This is a genomic window from Sulfitobacter sp. 1A12056, from assembly GCF_043558125.1.
GTDB classification, from domain to species: Bacteria; Pseudomonadota; Alphaproteobacteria; order Rhodobacterales; family Rhodobacteraceae; genus Sulfitobacter; species Sulfitobacter faviae.
Window position 1 is genome coordinate 541,577 of the sequence record NZ_JBIFFY010000002.1, and the last position, 15,478, is coordinate 557,054.

Here is a 15,478-nt window from a genome sequence, read left to right on the forward strand (position 1 = left end):
CATGGCGACACGGAAAAAGACCGCCCCCAAGGGTAAGAAATCGAGCAAGAGTAGCCCCTCGCTCAAGAAACGCGCGCGCCGTTGGGCCTTGCGCGCCTTGGCGCTGGCCTTTCTCTTGGCGGTGCTGTTGGTGCTGCTATTCCGCTTCGTCAATCCACCCACGGGTTTCTACATGTTCTCGGAATCGCGCCGTCTGGGCGGGGTGCAGCGGGACTGGGTGCCGCTGGAACAGATCGCGCCCGTGATGGCCCGCGCCGCCGTGGCGGCGGAGGATGCGAATTTCTGCAATCACTGGGGCTTTGACATGCAGGCCATTCGGACCGCGATCGAAAACGGGTCGGCCCGCGGGGCGTCGACGATCAGCCAGCAGACGGTCAAGAACGTCTACCTCTGGCATGGCCGGTCGTGGCTGCGCAAAGCGCTTGAGGCCGGGATGACCCCGCTGGTCGAAACCCTCTGGCCCAAGCGGCGGATCATCGAGGTCTATCTGAATGTGGCCGAGTTCGACGAAGGTGTCTTTGGCGTCGGGGCGGCGGCGCCGCATTACTTTGGCGTCGCGGCGGCAGACCTGAGCGCCACGCAGGCCGCCCGCCTTGCCGCGATCCTACCCGACCCGAAAGAGCGTTCCGCCTCGCGCCCCGGTGACTTTACCCGCAAGCGCACGGCCCAGATCATGGACGGGGCGGCGACCATCCGCGCGGACGGTCGCGCCGCCTGTTTCGAGAGTTGAAAATCCCCGCGCCAGCAGGCATGGAAGAGTGCAATCCCTTTAACCACACGGACTTTATATGACGGCTCGCTTGTTTCACGTTCCTTTGTCCCCCTTCTGTCGCAAGGTGCGGCTTAGCCTTGGGGAGAAGAAGATCGAGGTGGAACTGGTCGAGGAGCGCTATTGGGAGCAAGACCCCGATTTCCTGCGTCGCAACCCGGCGGGCAAGGTGCCTGTGCTGCGGCTCGACGGGATCATGATGGCCGAAAGCGCCGCGATTTGTGAATATATCGAAGAGACCCGTCCAGAGGCATCCTTGCTGCCCAGCGACCCGGTGCAGCGTTTGGAAGTGCGTCGGCTGGTCAGTTGGTTCGACGACAAATTCCACGACGAGGTGACCTCGAAACTGCTCTATGAGCGGGTCAACAAGAAGGTCACCAAACAGGGCTACCCGGACAGCAAGAACGTGAAAGCCGGCGCCAAGGCGATCAAATATCACCTTGATTACATGGCGTGGCTGCTGGATCACCGCCGCTGGCTGGCGGGCGACGTGATGACGCTGGCCGATTTCGCCGCCGCCGCGCATCTGTCCTCGCTCGACTATATCTCAGACGTGGATTGGAACCGCTCTGACGTGGTCAAGGATTGGTACGCCAAGATCAAGTCGCGCCCGGCTTTCCGCTCGATCCTCGCCGATCAACTGCCGGGCTTCCCGCCTCCGCTGCATTACAACAACCTCGACTTCTGATGCCTGCCCGCCCCCGCGCCGAGATCGGGCCGGAGGCTCTGAAGGCGCGGGTGGTGGCCCGGGCGCTTGAGGAAGGCTTTGTCGCCTGCCGCATTTGCCGCCCCCAAGACGTGCCCGAAGTGCCCGAACGGCTCGCCCGATTTGTCGAGGCCGGGTTTCACGGGCAGATGGGCTGGATGGAAGAGCGGATGCATTGGCGCGGCAATCCCGCCGCCCTCTGGCCCGAGGCGCGGTCCGTCATCATGCTGGCCGAAAGCTACACCCCCGAACATGACCCCCGCGCGGTGTTGGAGCATCCCGACAAGGGCGGGATTTCGGTCTACGCACAGGGGCGCGATTACCACGATATCGTCAAGAAACGGCTGAAGCGGCTGGCCCGCTGGCTTATGGAAGAGGCCCGCGCGCTCGATCCGGAGGTGAAGGTCTTCGTCGATACCGCCCCGGTGCCGGAAAAGGCGCTCGCGCAGGCGGCGGGGCTCGGTTGGCAGGGCAAACACACCAACCTGCTTAGCCGGAAGTTCGGCAATTGGGCTTTTTTAGGCTCTGTTTTCACCACCCTCAATCTGCCGCCCGACGCCCGGGAGGTGGACCACTGCGGCTCTTGCCGGGCCTGTCTTGAGGCTTGTCCCACGGATGCCTTCCCCGCGCCCTATCAACTCGACGCGCGGCGTTGCATTTCCTATCTGACGATCGAACATAAAGGGCCGGTCGATCTGGACCTGCGCGAGAAGATGGGCAACCGGATTTATGGCTGTGATGACTGCCTTGCCGCTTGCCCGTGGAACAAGTTCGCCGTGGCGGCCAGCGATATGCGCTATCACGGTCCGGCAGTGCAGCCCGCCGATCTGGCCGAGCTTGCGGGCCTTGACGATACCGCTTTCCGCGCGCGCTATTCCGGCTCTCCGATCAAACGGATCGGGCGGGATCGTTTCGTGCGCAACGTGCTCTATGCCATCGGCAATTCCGGGCTGGCGGGGCTGCGACCTGTGGCGCAATCTTTGACCGAAGACGCTGATCCCACCGTGGCCGAGGCCGCGCGTTGGGCCGCAGCGCGTTTGGCATAGGAGGCACGCCCATGGCGGTGTTATTGGGCGTCGACACGGGCGGCACCTATACGGATGCGGTGCTGATCCGCGATGAGACAGAGGTGATCGCCACCGCCAAGGCGCTGACGACCCGTGCCGATCTGGCCGTCGGCGTCGGCAAGGCGGTCAGCGCGGTTTTGGCGCAATCCGGCGTGGCGGCGGAAGAGATCGCCATGGCCTCCCTCTCTACCACGCTGGCGACCAATGCGCTGGTCGAGGGGCAGGGCGGGCGCGTCGCCTTGATCTATGTCGGGTTTCGTGCGGCGGATCTTGAAGCGCATGGGCTGTCGGAGGCGCTGCGGGGCGACCCTTGTCTGCTGCTCTCCGGCGGGCATGATCACGCGGGGGCAGAGGCGGCGCCGCTAGACGAACCGGCCCTGATCGCCTTTTTAGAGACGCATAAGGCCGAGGTCAGCGGCTTTGCCGTGGCCAGCCAATTTGCCACGCGCAACCCCGCGCATGAGCAGCGTGTCGCAGAACTGGTCGCAAAGGTTACGGGGCGCCCCGTCTCGGCCTCTCACAGTCTTTCGGCCAAGCTGAACGGGCCGAAACGGGCGCTTACGGCGCTGTTGAACGCGCGGCTGATCGGCATGATCGACCGGCTGATTGGGCGAGCAGAGGATGAGCTGCGCCGTCTAGGCATCGACGCGCCTTTGATGGTGGTGCGCGGCGATGGCGCCCTGATGTCGAGCGCACAGGCCCGCGAACGGCCCATCGAGACCATCCTCAGCGGCCCTGCGGCGTCGCTGGTGGGCGCACGCTGGTTGACCGGGGCAGAGACGGCACTGGTATCGGATATCGGCGGCACGACGACCGATGTGGCCCTATTGCGCGACGGTCGCCCAGCGATTGACCCGGCAGGCGCGCAGGTCGGTCCCTATCGAACCATGGTCGAGGCGGTCGCGATGCGCACCCACGGGCTGGGCGGCGACAGCGAGGTGCATTTCACGTCTCAGGGTCTAACCGCAGGCGTGACCCTTGGGCCGAAGCGCCTGCTGCCGATCTCTCTCATTGCGGTCGACGCGCCGGAGGTGGTGCATAACGCCTTGGACGCGCAGCTGCGCCGCAGCGTGGTGTCAGAGCATGACGGTCGCTTTGTCCGTGCCGTAGAGGGGCAGGGGGCCGAAGGTCTGGCCCCGCGCGACTTGGTCCTGCTGGACCGGATCGGCAGCGACGTTTGGCCCTTGGGCGATGTGCTGCGGAACCGGGTCGACCAAAGCGCTTTGGCGCGGCTGGTGGCGCGGGGGCTGGTGCAACTGGCGGGGGTGACGCCCACGGATGCGAGCCATGTGGCGGGGCATCTTTGCGCATGGGATGCCGGTGCCGCGCGCAAGGCGCTGACCCTGTTCGGGCGCAAGCGCGGCGGGTCGGGGATGCGGTTCTGTCCTGATCCTGATGACCTCGCTCAGATCATCCTCGACCGATTGACCGACCAGACGACCTTGGCCCTGTTAGAGACCGCATTTGCCGAAGAAACACCCGGTTTCGACCTGCCGCCAGAGGTTCTGGCGCGCCATGTGCTGATGCAGCGCGGCCTCTCGGGCCATCGCGGCGTGCTGCGGATCGATGCGGGGCTGAACTTACCTATGGTGGGGCTGGGCGCCTCGGCGGCGACCTACTACCCGGCGGTGGGCGAAAGGCTGGGCAGTGAGATGATCCTGCCCGCGAACGCTCATGTCGCCAATGCCATCGGCGCGGTGGTGGGGCGGGTGATCATGCGCGAGAGTGCAACCATTACCGTTCCGAACGAAGGGGTGTTTCGCCTTCACCTTGCCGATGGGCCGCAGGATTTTCCGACCGCTGAACGGGCCTTGGCCCATGGGGAGCGCGCTTTGACCGAAGCCGCTCGTGCGCGCGCCCAGTCAGCCGGAGCGGCAGAGATCGAGTGCCATGTGACGCGGGATATTCGTCTGGCGGATGTCGAAGGGCGGGAAGTGTTAGTCGAGGCCGCGCTGACCGTCGAAGCTTCGGGCCGCCCTCGGGTGGCGGTGGGCTAGCCCCCGGCGCGGGGCCGGGGGCTGCGGTTCATTCTGCGGCGTCGCGTTTGGGCAGGACCCAATCGGCGCGCGGGAAGTGGCAGGTATAGCCGTTGGGCAGCCGCTCAAGATAGTCCTGATGCTCGGGCTCGGCCTCCCAGAAGTCGCCCACCGGCTCAACCTCGGTCACCACCTTGCCGGGCCAGAGGCCGGAGGCTTCGACATCGGCGATGGTGTCTTCGGCCACGGCTTTCTGTTCGTCGTTCACATAGTAGATCGCCGAACGGTAGCTCATCCCGATGTCGTTGCCCTGACGGTTCACCGTGGTCGGGTCGTGGATCTGAAAGAAGAACTCCAGCAACTCGCGGTAAGAGGTCTTCTCGGGGTCGAATATGATCTCAATCCCTTCGGCATGGGTGCCGTGGTTGCGGTAGGTCGCATTAGGCACGTCGCCGCCGGTATAGCCGACGCGGGTCGAGACCACACCGGGGCGGCGGCGGATCAGGTCCTGCATGCCCCAGAAGCAGCCTCCGGCCAATACTGCGCGTTCGGTTGTCATGTCACATTCTCCACTTGGTTGAGATATTCGCCATAGCCTTCGGCTTCCATGTCGTCACGGTGGATGAAGCGCAGGGAGGCGGAATTGATGCAATAGCGCAGCCCGCCCCGGTCGGGCGGGCCATCGGGGAAGACATGGCCGAGGTGGCTGTCGCCGTGTTTGCTGCGCACTTCCGTGCGGACCATGCCGAGCGAGGCGTCTTCCAACTCTTCAACGTAGGCAGGCTCGATCGGTTTGGTGAAGCTCGGCCAGCCGCAGCCGCTTTCATATTTGTCCGAGGAGGCAAACAGCGGCTCGCCCGAAACGATGTCGACGTAGATGCCCGGTTCCTTGTTGTCGAGGTACTTGCCGGTGCCGGGGCGTTCGGTGCCGTTGCGCTGCGTGACGTGGAATTCTTCGGGGCTCAGCGCGTCAATCGCGGCGTTGGTTTTCTCGTATTGGGGCATGGCGTCCTCCGTTCATGGGCTTGGCCTATTAGATGGGGTGTGGCGGTGAAATTCAAAGGGGGTCCGGCTCACACTGGCGTTATGCCCTGCGCTGGCGCGAGATTTGAACGGCGAGGATGCCGCCCGCGATGATCGCGACGCCAAGGATGTCGCGCGGCCCCAGCGTTTCGCCCAGCAGCAGGGCTGCGATGGCCACGCCGAAGAAGGGGTTGAGGAAGTGAAAGGTCGCCGCCCTTGTGGCACCGATGCGGTTGACCAGCCAGAACCAGACCACGGTGGCGGCAAGCCCGGGCACGAGGCAGGTATAGGCGAAGGCGAGCGTCAGGCGCAGGCTGGGGTCGATCCGGGGCGTTTCGAACAGCGCGGTGGCGATGGAGAGGGCGACGCAACCGACGAGCATTTGCAGGCCCACGACCATCAGGAAGTTGCCGCCCGAGGTCGCGCCGCGCACCAGCAGGGTGGCAGCAGTGAGGGCCACAACGCCGATGGCGCAGAGGATGAGGCCATAGAGGTCTACTTGCCCGCCCAAGCGCGCGCCCATGATGATGGCGACGCCGATGACACCGGCGAACAGCCCTGCGACGCCTAGAGGGCGCAGTTTTTCACCCAAGAAGGCCCAAGCGGCGAAGCCGACGAGCAGCGGCATGGTAGAGGCGATAATCGCGGCGAGGGACGCCTCGATGGTTTGCATGGCGATGAAGTTCAGGCCGAGGTAGACCGCGTTTTGCAGCACGCCGAAGATGATCGTCGCCCGCCATTGCGCGGGGGTGAGGCGCCAGCTTTGCCCCAAGGCCAGCGCGATGCCAACGCCGATCAGGCCCGAGATCAGGTAGCGCAGGGAAAGGGCCAGCAGGGGCGAGGCGTCCATCACGATGATGCGGGCCGAGGTGAAGGCCGAGGACCACATCACGGCAAAGGCCAGCCCCATGAGAATTGCGCGGATGTCCATAAAATGCCCCCTGTGCTGAACTTGCTAAGGAATGGCGGGTTTGAAGGGGGAGGGCAAGGTGGGTTTGGTGGGATATGCCACCCGGTCCGGAATCAAGCCGGAGGCGATGGCCCTCCATCAATCCCCCAACAAAAAAGGGCCGCCCGAAGACGACCCTTTCGTAAACGCTCAGCCCAAGGCTTACTCGTTCACGCTGTCCTTCAGCGCCTTCGCGATGGTCATCTTGACCACTTTGTCGGCGTCTTTCTTGAACTGTTCGCCAGTGGCGGGGTTGCGGACCATCCGCTCGGGGCGCTCACGGCAATAGATTTTGCCAACGCCCGGCAGGGTCACGGCACCGCCGGCGGACACTTCACGGGTGATCAGGTTGCAAACGGCGTCGAGCGCTGCGCCTGCGGATTTCTTGTCGGTGTCCATCTCTTCTGCCAGAGCAGCAACGAGCTGGGTCTTGGTCATCGGTTTTGCCATTTTATTCTCCTTAGACTGCCCGCTTTTTAGGGCCTCATGGCCGGAATGTAACGGTATGTTGTGGGATAACACAACGAATTGTGGCGCTATAAACGCGAAAACATGCGATTTTCCGCTGTTTCCAGCCCTATAGGAACGCCGTTTCGTCGAAGGACCGAAGTTTCCGGCTGTGGATCCGCTCCAGCGGCATGCGGCGCAGCAACTCCATGGCGCGGATGCCGATCATCAGATGGCGGGCGACTTGGGTTTTGTAGAAGTCCGAGGCCATGCCGGGCAGTTTCAACTCCCCATGCAGCGGTTTGTCCGACACGCATAGCAGCGTGCCATAGGGCACCCGGAAGCGATAGCCATTGGCGGCGATGGTGGCGCTTTCCATATCCAGCGCCACGGCGCGGGACTGGCTCAGCCGTTGCACCGGGCCGGACTGGTCGCGCAGTTCCCAATTGCGGTTGTCGATGGTGGCGACGGTGCCGGTGCGCATGATGCGTTTCAGCTCATAGCCCTCAAGCTGGGTGACCTGCGCGACCGATTGCTCCAGCGCGATCTGGATCTCGGCCAGCGCCGGGATCGGCACCCAGACCGGCAGGTCGTCATCCAGCACGTGATCCTCGCGCAGGTAGCCATGCGCCAGCACGAAATCACCCAAAGCCTGCGTGTTGCGCAGACCGGCGCAGTGGCCGACCATCAGCCAGGCATGGGGGCGCAGCACGGCGATATGGTCGGTTGCGGTCTTGGCGTTAGAAGGCCCGACGCCGATGTTGACCAGCGTGATACCCGACCCATCCGCCCGCTTGAGGTGATAGGTCGGCATCTGCGGCGTCTTCAGCGTTTCGGCCAAGGGCGCATCGGGGTCGGTGATCTCGGCATTGCCGGTCGAGACGAAGGCGGTATAGCCGCTTTCCGGGTCGCGCAACATCTCGCGGGCGTATTGCTCGAACTCCGTCACATAGAACTGGTAGTTGGTGAACAGCACATGGGTCTGGAAATGCTCAGGATCCGTGGCCGTGTAATGCGCCAGCCGCGCGAGGGAGTAATCGACCCGCTGCGCAGTGAAGGGTGCAAGCGGGCGCACGTCATCCTCGGGCACATAGGTGCCGTTGACGATATCGTCATTGGTGGTCGACAAATCCGGCACGTCAAAGACATCGCGCAGGGTGAAGTCCGCCGCCCCCTCCTGCGGCACGTTCAGCGCGTTGTCGCCGGACATGGCGAAATGCACCGGGATCGGCGTGGTCGAAGGGCCGACAATCACCGGCTGGTCGTGGTTTTCGATCAACAGGCCGATTTGCTGGATCAGGTAGTTCCGAAACAGATCGGGCCGGGTGATCGTCGCGGCAAAAGTGCCGGGAGAGGAGACATGCCCGAAAGACAGCCGCGTATCCACATGCGCATAGGAGGAAGTGCGAAACCGCAGCTCAGGGTAAAAGGCGCGGACGCGGGCATCGGGGGCCGAGCTCTCCATCGCCTTGGCAAAAGACTCCCGCAGGAAGGTGGTGGCCTGCTGATAGAGTTCGGTCAGACGGTCCACGGCAGCGGTCGCATCGCGGAAGCTTTCCGGGTTCGGGGTGTCCGGGGTCAGGATCGTTGTCATGTTTGCGGCTCTAACAAAGGTATGATTTCAAATTTTTGCACATCGACCAGCCCGAGGTCCGAGATCCGAAGCTCCGGGATCACGACGAGGGCCAGCAGCGAGTGCTGCATATAGGCGTTGTTCAGCTTGCAGCCACAGTCGATCATCGCCTGAACGAGGGCTTCGGCATCGGCGGCGACCTCGGCGGCGGGGCGGTCGGACATCAGACCGGCGATCGGCAGGGCGACCAGCGCCAGTTCTTCGCCTTCGCGGAAGATGGTGATGCCACCGCCCACCTCACGCAGGCGGTTGGCGGCGCGGGCCATCTCCTCGGCATCGGTGCCGACGACGATCATATGGTGGCTGTCATGCGCCACGGTCGAGGCCATCGCCATGCTCCCCTCGTAGCCGAAGCCCGAGACGAAGGCGTTGGTCACCGTGCCGGTGGCGCGGTGGCGCTCGACCAGCGCGATCTGGCAGACCTCGCCGGTGCCCTGTACGCGGCCTTCGGTCACCGGCAGTTCGAACTTCAGCGCCCGGGTCGGGGCCTGGTTCTCGACCACGCCGATGACATTGGCGGTGACGGCATTGGCGCCCTCGGGGGCGGGGATGTCGAAGTCCGCCGCCACGAGGTCGCGCGCCATGTTCACGGTGTTGCGCGCGCTGCCGGGCCAGTCGTAATGCGGGCAGTCGACTAGGCATTGGCCATCTTGTGCCACCACCTCGCCGCGGGCGATCACCGTCTCGACCGGGAAAGAGACAAGGTCCGAGGTCAGGATCACGTCGGCGCGGCGACCGGGGGTGAGCGAGCCGATTTCGCGCTCCAGCCCGAAATGCGTGGCGGTGTTGAGCGTCGCCATCTGCAGCGCCACCAGCGGGTCGCAGCCGCAGTCGATGGCATGGCGCAGCACGCGGTTCATGTGGCCCTCGTTGGTGATGGTGCCCGAGTGGCTGTCATCGGTGCACAGGATCATGTTGCGCGGATCGAGCCCTTTCTCGGTAATCGCGGTGATCTGGGTCTTTACGTCGTACCACGCGGAGCCGAGCCGGATCATTGAGCGCATGCCCTGCCGCATCCGCGCCACGGCGTCGGCCTCGCAGGTGCCCTCGTGATCGTCCGCCGGGCCACCGGCCACATAGGCGGCGAAGGCGGGGCCAAGGTCGGGCGAGGCGTAATGCCCGCCCACGGTCTTGTTCGCGCGTTGCGTGGCGGCGATCTCGGCCAGCATCTGCGGATCGGCGTTGCTGACGCCCGGAAAGTTCATCATCTCGCCCAGACCCACGATGCCGGGCCATGTCATCGCCTCAGCCACATCCTCGGCGGTGATCTCAAAACCCGTGGTCTCCAGCCCCGGGGCGGAGGGCGCGCAGGAGGGCATCTGCGTGAAGATGTTGATGGGCTGCATCAGCGCCTCATCATGCATCATGCGCACGCCGTCGAGGCCCAGCACATTGGCGATCTCATGCGGGTCGGTGAAGGCCGAGGTGGTGCCATGCGGGATCACGGCGCGGGCGAACTCGGCGGGGGTGAGCATGGTGCTCTCGATATGCATATGTCCGTCGCAAAGGCCGGGGGCCATGTAGCGGCCCTTGGCCTCGATGATGCGGGTGCTCTCGCCCCGGCAATGGCCGGCGTCGGGACCGACAAAGGCGATGCGCCCGGCGGCGATGGCGATGTCATGGTCGGGCAGGCATTCGCGGGTGTGCACATTCACCCATGTGCCGCCGGTGATGATCGTGTCGGCCGCGCGCCGTCCGGCGGCGACCTCGACCAATTGCGCGGCCACATCGGGCCAAGAGGGGAACGTTTTATCTGTCATGTCCAAAGGTGACATAGGGCCGGGGGAGGTTCAAGCGATCACGCCATCGGAAAGGGCGCGCGATGTTGCCAGAGCGCGCCGCTTGCGGCTAACTGGCGCGCAAGGCTTTTACGGAACGATTATATGAATTTTCTCTTTGTGCACCAGAACATGCCCGGCCAATACCGGGAATTGATACAATGGCTGGCGCAGACGGGCGGGCATCGCATTTATTTTCTGACCCAACGTCAAAATGCGCCGCAGTTGCCGGGGGTCGAAACCCGTGTCTACCGCCCCCATCACCGCCCCGACGAGAAGGCCTATGGTCTCTCGCGCATTTGGGAGGAAGCCTCAGGCAATGGGTTCGGCGCCGTCAACGCCGCCCAGCAGATCGAAACGCGAGAGGGGTTTCGCCCCGACATCATCATCGGCCACGTCGGTTGGGGGGAGTTGAGTTTCTTCAAACAGCTTTGGCCGGATGTGCCGATCATCGGTTATTTCGAGTATTACTATAACATGACCGGCGGCATGGTGGGCTTTGACCCTGCCGAGAAAATCTCGGCCCATGCGCCCTACCTCAACCATGCCCGCAACATCGTACCGCTGGCCAATATCGAAACCGTCGATCTGGGCCATTGCCCGACCTATTGGCAGCGCGACCGTTTTCCCGAGAGCTTTCACCACAAGCTCTATGTCTGTCACGACGGCATCCGCACCGATCAGCTTTTGCCCGACCCGGATGTGAGCCTGCGTCTGGGGCGTTTGGCGCGGCCCGTCACGCGCGAGGATGAGATCATCACCTATGTCGCGCGCAATCTGGAAAAGACCCGCGGTTTTCACACGATGATGCGCGCCCTGCCGCGTATCTTGGCTGAGCGGCCCAATGCACGGGTGGTGATCGTCGGCGGCAATGAGGTCTCCTACGGCAAACAGAGCGATCACCCCGGCGGTCTGCGCGGAGAGATGGCGGCGGAGTTGCAGGATCGGGTCGATTGGGACCGCGTGCATTTCGTGGGCAAAGTGCCCTATCCCGACTTCAAGAAGCTCGTGCAGATCAGCCGCTGTCACATCTATCTGACGATGCCCTTCGTGCTGTCTTGGTCCTTGCTGGAAGCCATGTCGATGCAGGCCACGATCGTCGCCTCTGATGTGGCCCCGGTGCGCGAGGCCGTGACCCACGGTGAAACCGGCCTGCTGGTGGATTTCTTCGACCCCGATGCGCTGGCAGCGCAGGTGGTAGAGGTGCTCGCCCGTCCGCAGGATCACGCCCATCTCGGCCCGGCGGCGCGAGCCCATGTGGTTGAGAATTATGATTTCCTGACCCGCTGCCTGCCCGAACACCTTGCGCAGATCAACGCATTGGTGCCCGAGGGCAAGCGGATAGGCTAGGGTCAGTTGCTGAGGTTTCCGGCGGTATTCACCAGCCCGAAGACCGAACCGACAAGGCCCAGAATGGTGCGGGTGTCCGACAGCGGGCTTTCCGTCGCGAGCACCAGATCGCCGGATTGAATGTGGAAATTCCGCGCCGAGAACAGCCCGTCGGATGTGGTCAGGTCCAGCGTGAACACCACCCGCCTGCGGCGCGGGCCGCGCACGCCCGCACTCACCGCGCTGGCGGGGTATTCGCGCAGGATCAGGATGCCTTCGGGATCGGCGCGGGATTCGTTCACCCCGCCGATGATTGCCAATGCATCCAGCGCCGAGACTTCGTCGCGGTTGAAGGGAAACTGTGCCTCCCGCCCGGCGGCACCCAGCGACAGGAAGTAGCGGCGGTCATCTTCGATGATCAGCTTATCGCCCCCGATCAGCCGGGTATCAAGGCTTGGGTTCTCGTAAAGCCGGTCGATCGAGGTGGTATAGATATTGGCGCCGCGCAGCAGTTTGACCTGCGGGTTTTCGATACTGGAGAGCACGCCGCCGCCAGCCGAGATTGCGGCGAGAACGGTGAAGTTGTTGTCCGGCATCAGGATGTTGCCGGGCTTGTTCACCCCGCCCACGAGGTCCACCGAATTGCCGCGTCCTTCGGTCATCGCCAGTTGCACCTGTGCGGAGGGCACGATCCCCTCAAGCTGCCGTTGAAGCAATTGACGGGCCGAATCCGGAGTGCGGCCAGAGACTTTGACCTTGCCGATATAGGGCATGAAGATGGTCCCGCTTTCCGAGACGCGAATGCCGGGCAGTGTGGCGACTTGTTGAGCCGGAGAGGTCAGCAAGGAGTTATCGCCGCTGTCCCAGACCAAGAGGTCCAGCCGATCGCCGGGGCGGATGACTTGGGCATTTGACCCCCGGCTGGCACCGATCCAACTATGGCGCTTACTATCGGTTCGGGGCCATTGGGCAACATGGGGCAGAAAGGCATGGGTCACCGGATAGACAGCGATATCCGCATCTGGAGTCTCCGCCGCCCGTGTCACCTCTTTCTGAATGGCGGCACCGCGCGGAAGGCTCGCGCAGGCGGCAAGAGAGGATGCCAGCAGGATCGAGAGGAACAGCTTGCTGAAGTGCTTCATAAGATGCGCATCGCTTCCGAATGTTTTGCCGGCAAACCGGGGTATTTGATCAATGTCTAATGTAAAATAAGGGGTCTCGCAGAATGCTGCCTGCGCGGCCTATGATTACAATTCTAATTCGGCAGGATAATGACTGAACCTATGGCGTCAATGATTTCAATGGGCAATGCGGCTTCGGGCAGGGGGGTGGCATCTGGCGATGTGCTTTTGCTTGGCGCGACGGGGCGGCTGGGCGGCATGCTGCGCCGTCATTGGCCAGAGCCGGAGGCGCTGCGCAGCCAGTCGAGAGAGCCGCGGCCCGGTTTTTATGATTTCGATTTGCCAGATGCAGAAGAGAGCCCAAGCGACGCGGCCCTCGCAGCCGCGCGTGGGGCAAGAGCGATCATCTCTTTGGCGGGTGTGACGCCAGCCCGGGCGGGGGCTGGGGGTGCTGCCTTGGAAGATAACGCGACCCTCGCCTTAGCTGCGCTGAAACTGGCAGAAACGGCGGGGGTCCCGCAGCTTCTCGTCGCCTCATCGGCAAGGGTTTATGGGGCAAAGAATGGCCCGCTGTGGGAGGATCTGTCCTGTGCCCCGCTGTCGGACTACGGCCGACAGAAGCTTGCGATGGAAAGGGCGGTGCATAAGGCGCAGAGCGAGACCGCAGTCACCGCGCTGCGGATTGGCAACGTAGCGGGGGCGGATGCGATTCTCGGGGGCTGGCGACCAGGCATGCAGATTGATCGCTTCCCCGATGGTCGCACACCAAGCCGCAGTTACATCGGGCCGGTGACCTTGGCGCGGGTGCTGCACGCGCTCTACCGAGCAGACAAACTGCCGCCCATTCTGAACATCGCGGCCCCCGGCGCGGTGGAAATGGGCGCGTTGCTGGATGCGGCGGGGCTGGCGTGGGAGCCCAAACCCGCCCCTGCCGCTGCCATTCCCGAGGTGCGGCTGGATACGAATGCACTTGAACGCCACGTCGATTTCACGCCAGAAACTCAAACGCCCGCCGGTTTGGTGCATGAATGGCAGCAGGATATGAATAAACGATGAAGACCCATCAATGACTTGGCGCAAGCGCATTTTCGATCTGTTCTTCGCCAGCCTGCTCGTCATCATCTTGGGGCCGATCCTGCTGGGGTTGCTGGTCTGGCTGCTGGTCAAAGAGGGGCGGCCACTTTTCCATGTGGCCGAACGGATGAAAACGCCGGAAGAGAGTTTCAAGCTTTGGAAACTGCGCACGATGACCGTGGCAGAAGAGGACCAGGGCGTGTCGGGCGGCAACAAGACCGCGCGGATCACCCCCACGGGCGCATGGCTCAGGGCACGGCGCTTGGATGAGTTTCCTCAGCTGTGGAACATCCTGCGCGGAGATCTGAGCTTTGTCGGCCCCCGCCCGCCGCTGCGCGAATATGTTGAGCGTTTCCCCGAGGTCTATGCCGACGTCCTGAAATCCCGGCCCGGCGTGACCGGTCTGGCCACGATCCGCTTTCACAAACATGAAGAACGGCTGCTGTCACGCTGCGAGACCGCGGCAGAGACCGATCGTGTCTATTGTCGCACCTGCGTCCCGCGCAAGGCCCAGCTTGATCTGATCTATCAGCGCCATCAAAGCATCTGTTTTGACTTTGCCCTGATGCTGCAAACCGTCCAGAACTTCTTCAGCCGAGGTTGAGGTTTGCAGGCGTCGGGGGAGACGCCGCTGGGCGTATGTGCTAAGAATTGGTTTTGTTACCTCCTGAAAGAGTAAATCCACCGCTTGCCGCTTGTGGTTGCGGCCCAAGCGGGCCACTTTGGCGGTATGGATAAAACGCTTCTTTCCCTTGGCCATGGCTATAGCGCGCGGGCCTTGGCGGCCCGGTTGCTCCCGCAGGGCTGGCGCATCATCGGCACGACCCGCAGCCGCGAAAAACTGGATGAGATCGCAGCGTCGGGGGTGGAGCCCATGCTCTGGCCCGGCAGCGATCTGTCTGCGCTTTTGCAAGAGGTTCCCAACCTATTGGTCTCTGCCGGGCCGGGGCCGGAGGGGGATCCGGTTCTGCTGGATTTGCAGGATGAAATCACCGCAGCGGCCCCCCATTTGCGGTGGGTCGGCTATCTGTCGACCACCGGCGTCTACGGCGACCACGGGGGCGATTGGGTGGATGAGGCGACACCGCTCACCCCCTCCACCCGGCGCGGCGCGGCGCGGGTGCAGGCCGAGGCGGCATGGGGCGCGATCCCCGGCTTGCCGCTGCATATCTTCCGGCTCGCGGGCATCTACGGCCCCGGGCGCGGGCCATTCGCCAAGGTGCGCAAAGGCACGGCGCGGCGCATCATCAAGCCCGGGCAGGTCTTCTCGCGTATTCATGTGGAGGATATCGCCCAAGCCTTGGACCTGTCGCTGGCCAAGCCGCAGCCGGGGGCGATCTATAACCTTTGTGACGATGATCCCGCCCCGCCGCAGGATGTGATCGGCCATGCCGCCGCGCTTTTGGGCCTGCCCTTGCCCCCGGCGGTGGACTTCGACAAGGCCGAGATGACCCCCATGGCTCGCAGCTTTTACGCGGAGAGCAAGAAGGTCCGGAACGATCACGCCAAGGCGGCGTTGGGCTGGCAACCGATCTATCCCGATTACCGCTCTGGTCTGGCCGCGCTGCTGGAGGCGGAAGACTGAATCCGAGGCACCGCCAGAGGC

General features: G+C 63.7%; 15 protein-coding genes. 8 read left to right on the top strand and 7 right to left on the bottom strand.

Annotated elements, in window-relative coordinates:
• Nucleotide 1 precedes the first annotated feature (1 nt).
• Genes mtgA through ACGYLD_RS07000 form a run of 4 tightly spaced genes read left to right on the top strand, consistent with a single transcriptional unit; the run spans nucleotide 2 to nucleotide 4,539 of the window.
• Nucleotides 2-730, top strand: coding sequence for a monofunctional biosynthetic peptidoglycan transglycosylase (gene mtgA, locus ACGYLD_RS06985; protein ID WP_168612441.1), 729 nt, complete (start codon nucleotides 2-4; stop codon nucleotides 728-730).
• 58 nt (nucleotides 731-788) lie between these two features.
• The gene (locus ACGYLD_RS06990; protein ID WP_067263858.1) at nucleotides 789-1,457 is read left to right on the top strand and encodes a glutathione S-transferase family protein; all 669 of its coding nucleotides are present in this window, start codon (nucleotides 789-791) and stop codon (nucleotides 1,455-1,457) included.
• Nucleotides 1,457-2,521, top strand: coding sequence for a tRNA epoxyqueuosine(34) reductase QueG (gene queG / locus ACGYLD_RS06995; protein WP_271692776.1), 1,065 nt, complete (start codon nucleotides 1,457-1,459; stop codon nucleotides 2,519-2,521). The genes ACGYLD_RS06990 and queG overlap by 1 nt, the downstream gene beginning before the upstream one ends.
• Before the next feature lie 11 nt (nucleotides 2,522-2,532).
• Nucleotides 2,533-4,539 (top strand): hydantoinase/oxoprolinase family protein, encoded by a 2,007-nt coding sequence (locus ACGYLD_RS07000; protein WP_271692777.1) that lies wholly within the window; start codon nucleotides 2,533-2,535, stop codon nucleotides 4,537-4,539.
• Between the two features lie 28 nt (nucleotides 4,540-4,567).
• Here the strand turns inward: ACGYLD_RS07000 and msrA are convergent, their stop codons facing one another.
• The 6 genes from msrA to ade form a co-directional block, all read right to left on the bottom strand.
• On the bottom strand, nucleotides 4,568-5,077 hold the full coding sequence (gene msrA / locus ACGYLD_RS07005; RefSeq protein ID WP_271692778.1) for a peptide-methionine (S)-S-oxide reductase MsrA: 510 nt from the start codon (nucleotides 5,075-5,077) through the stop codon (nucleotides 4,568-4,570).
• On the bottom strand, nucleotides 5,074-5,523 hold the full coding sequence (gene msrB / locus ACGYLD_RS07010; RefSeq protein ID WP_271692779.1) for a peptide-methionine (R)-S-oxide reductase MsrB: 450 nt from the start codon (nucleotides 5,521-5,523) through the stop codon (nucleotides 5,074-5,076). The genes msrA and msrB overlap by 4 nt, the downstream gene beginning before the upstream one ends.
• 79 nt (nucleotides 5,524-5,602) lie before the next feature.
• Nucleotides 5,603-6,472: a DMT family transporter gene (locus tag ACGYLD_RS07015; RefSeq protein ID WP_394401847.1), complete on the bottom strand. Its 870-nt coding sequence runs from the start codon at nucleotides 6,470-6,472 to the stop codon at nucleotides 5,603-5,605.
• 180 nt (nucleotides 6,473-6,652) lie between these two features.
• Nucleotides 6,653-6,940, bottom strand: coding sequence for an HU family DNA-binding protein (locus ACGYLD_RS07020; protein WP_007118569.1), 288 nt, complete (start codon nucleotides 6,938-6,940; stop codon nucleotides 6,653-6,655).
• 127 nt (nucleotides 6,941-7,067) lie between these two features.
• Nucleotides 7,068-8,531 carry an AMP nucleosidase gene (locus ACGYLD_RS07025; protein WP_067262140.1) on the bottom strand — a complete coding sequence of 488 codons (1,464 nt, stop codon included), beginning with the start codon at nucleotides 8,529-8,531 and terminating at the stop codon, nucleotides 7,068-7,070.
• On the bottom strand, nucleotides 8,528-10,330 hold the full coding sequence (gene ade / locus ACGYLD_RS07030) for an adenine deaminase (RefSeq protein ID WP_394401849.1): 1,803 nt from the start codon (nucleotides 10,328-10,330) through the stop codon (nucleotides 8,528-8,530). Before ade ends, ACGYLD_RS07025 begins: the two co-directional genes overlap by 4 nt.
• Nucleotides 10,331-10,453: 123 nt before the next feature.
• On the opposite strand from ade, the gene ACGYLD_RS07035 reads away from it, so the two are divergent.
• On the top strand, nucleotides 10,454-11,698 hold the full coding sequence (locus tag ACGYLD_RS07035; RefSeq protein WP_271692782.1) for a glycosyltransferase family 4 protein: 1,245 nt from the start codon (nucleotides 10,454-10,456) through the stop codon (nucleotides 11,696-11,698).
• Nucleotides 11,699-11,700: 2 nt separating this feature from the next.
• On the opposite strand, the gene ACGYLD_RS07040 is transcribed toward ACGYLD_RS07035, so the two are convergent.
• Nucleotides 11,701-12,819: a polysaccharide biosynthesis/export family protein gene (locus ACGYLD_RS07040; RefSeq protein WP_271692783.1), complete on the bottom strand. Its 1,119-nt coding sequence runs from the start codon at nucleotides 12,817-12,819 to the stop codon at nucleotides 11,701-11,703.
• Between the two features lie 141 nt (nucleotides 12,820-12,960).
• Between ACGYLD_RS07040 and ACGYLD_RS07045 the strand changes: the two genes are divergently transcribed.
• From ACGYLD_RS07045 to ACGYLD_RS07055, 3 genes are all read left to right on the top strand, one after another.
• Nucleotides 12,961-13,854 carry an NAD(P)-dependent oxidoreductase gene (locus ACGYLD_RS07045; protein WP_271692784.1) on the top strand — a complete coding sequence of 298 codons (894 nt, stop codon included), beginning with the start codon at nucleotides 12,961-12,963 and terminating at the stop codon, nucleotides 13,852-13,854.
• Nucleotides 13,855-13,864: 10 nt separating this feature from the next.
• A complete protein-coding gene (locus tag ACGYLD_RS07050) occupies nucleotides 13,865-14,476 on the top strand; it encodes a sugar transferase (RefSeq protein ID WP_271692785.1) in 612 nt (203 codons plus the stop codon).
• Nucleotides 14,477-14,602: 126 nt separating this feature from the next.
• A complete protein-coding gene (locus tag ACGYLD_RS07055) occupies nucleotides 14,603-15,457 on the top strand; it encodes an SDR family oxidoreductase (RefSeq protein WP_271692786.1) in 855 nt (284 codons plus the stop codon).
• The last annotated feature ends 21 nt before the right edge of the window (nucleotides 15,458-15,478 follow it).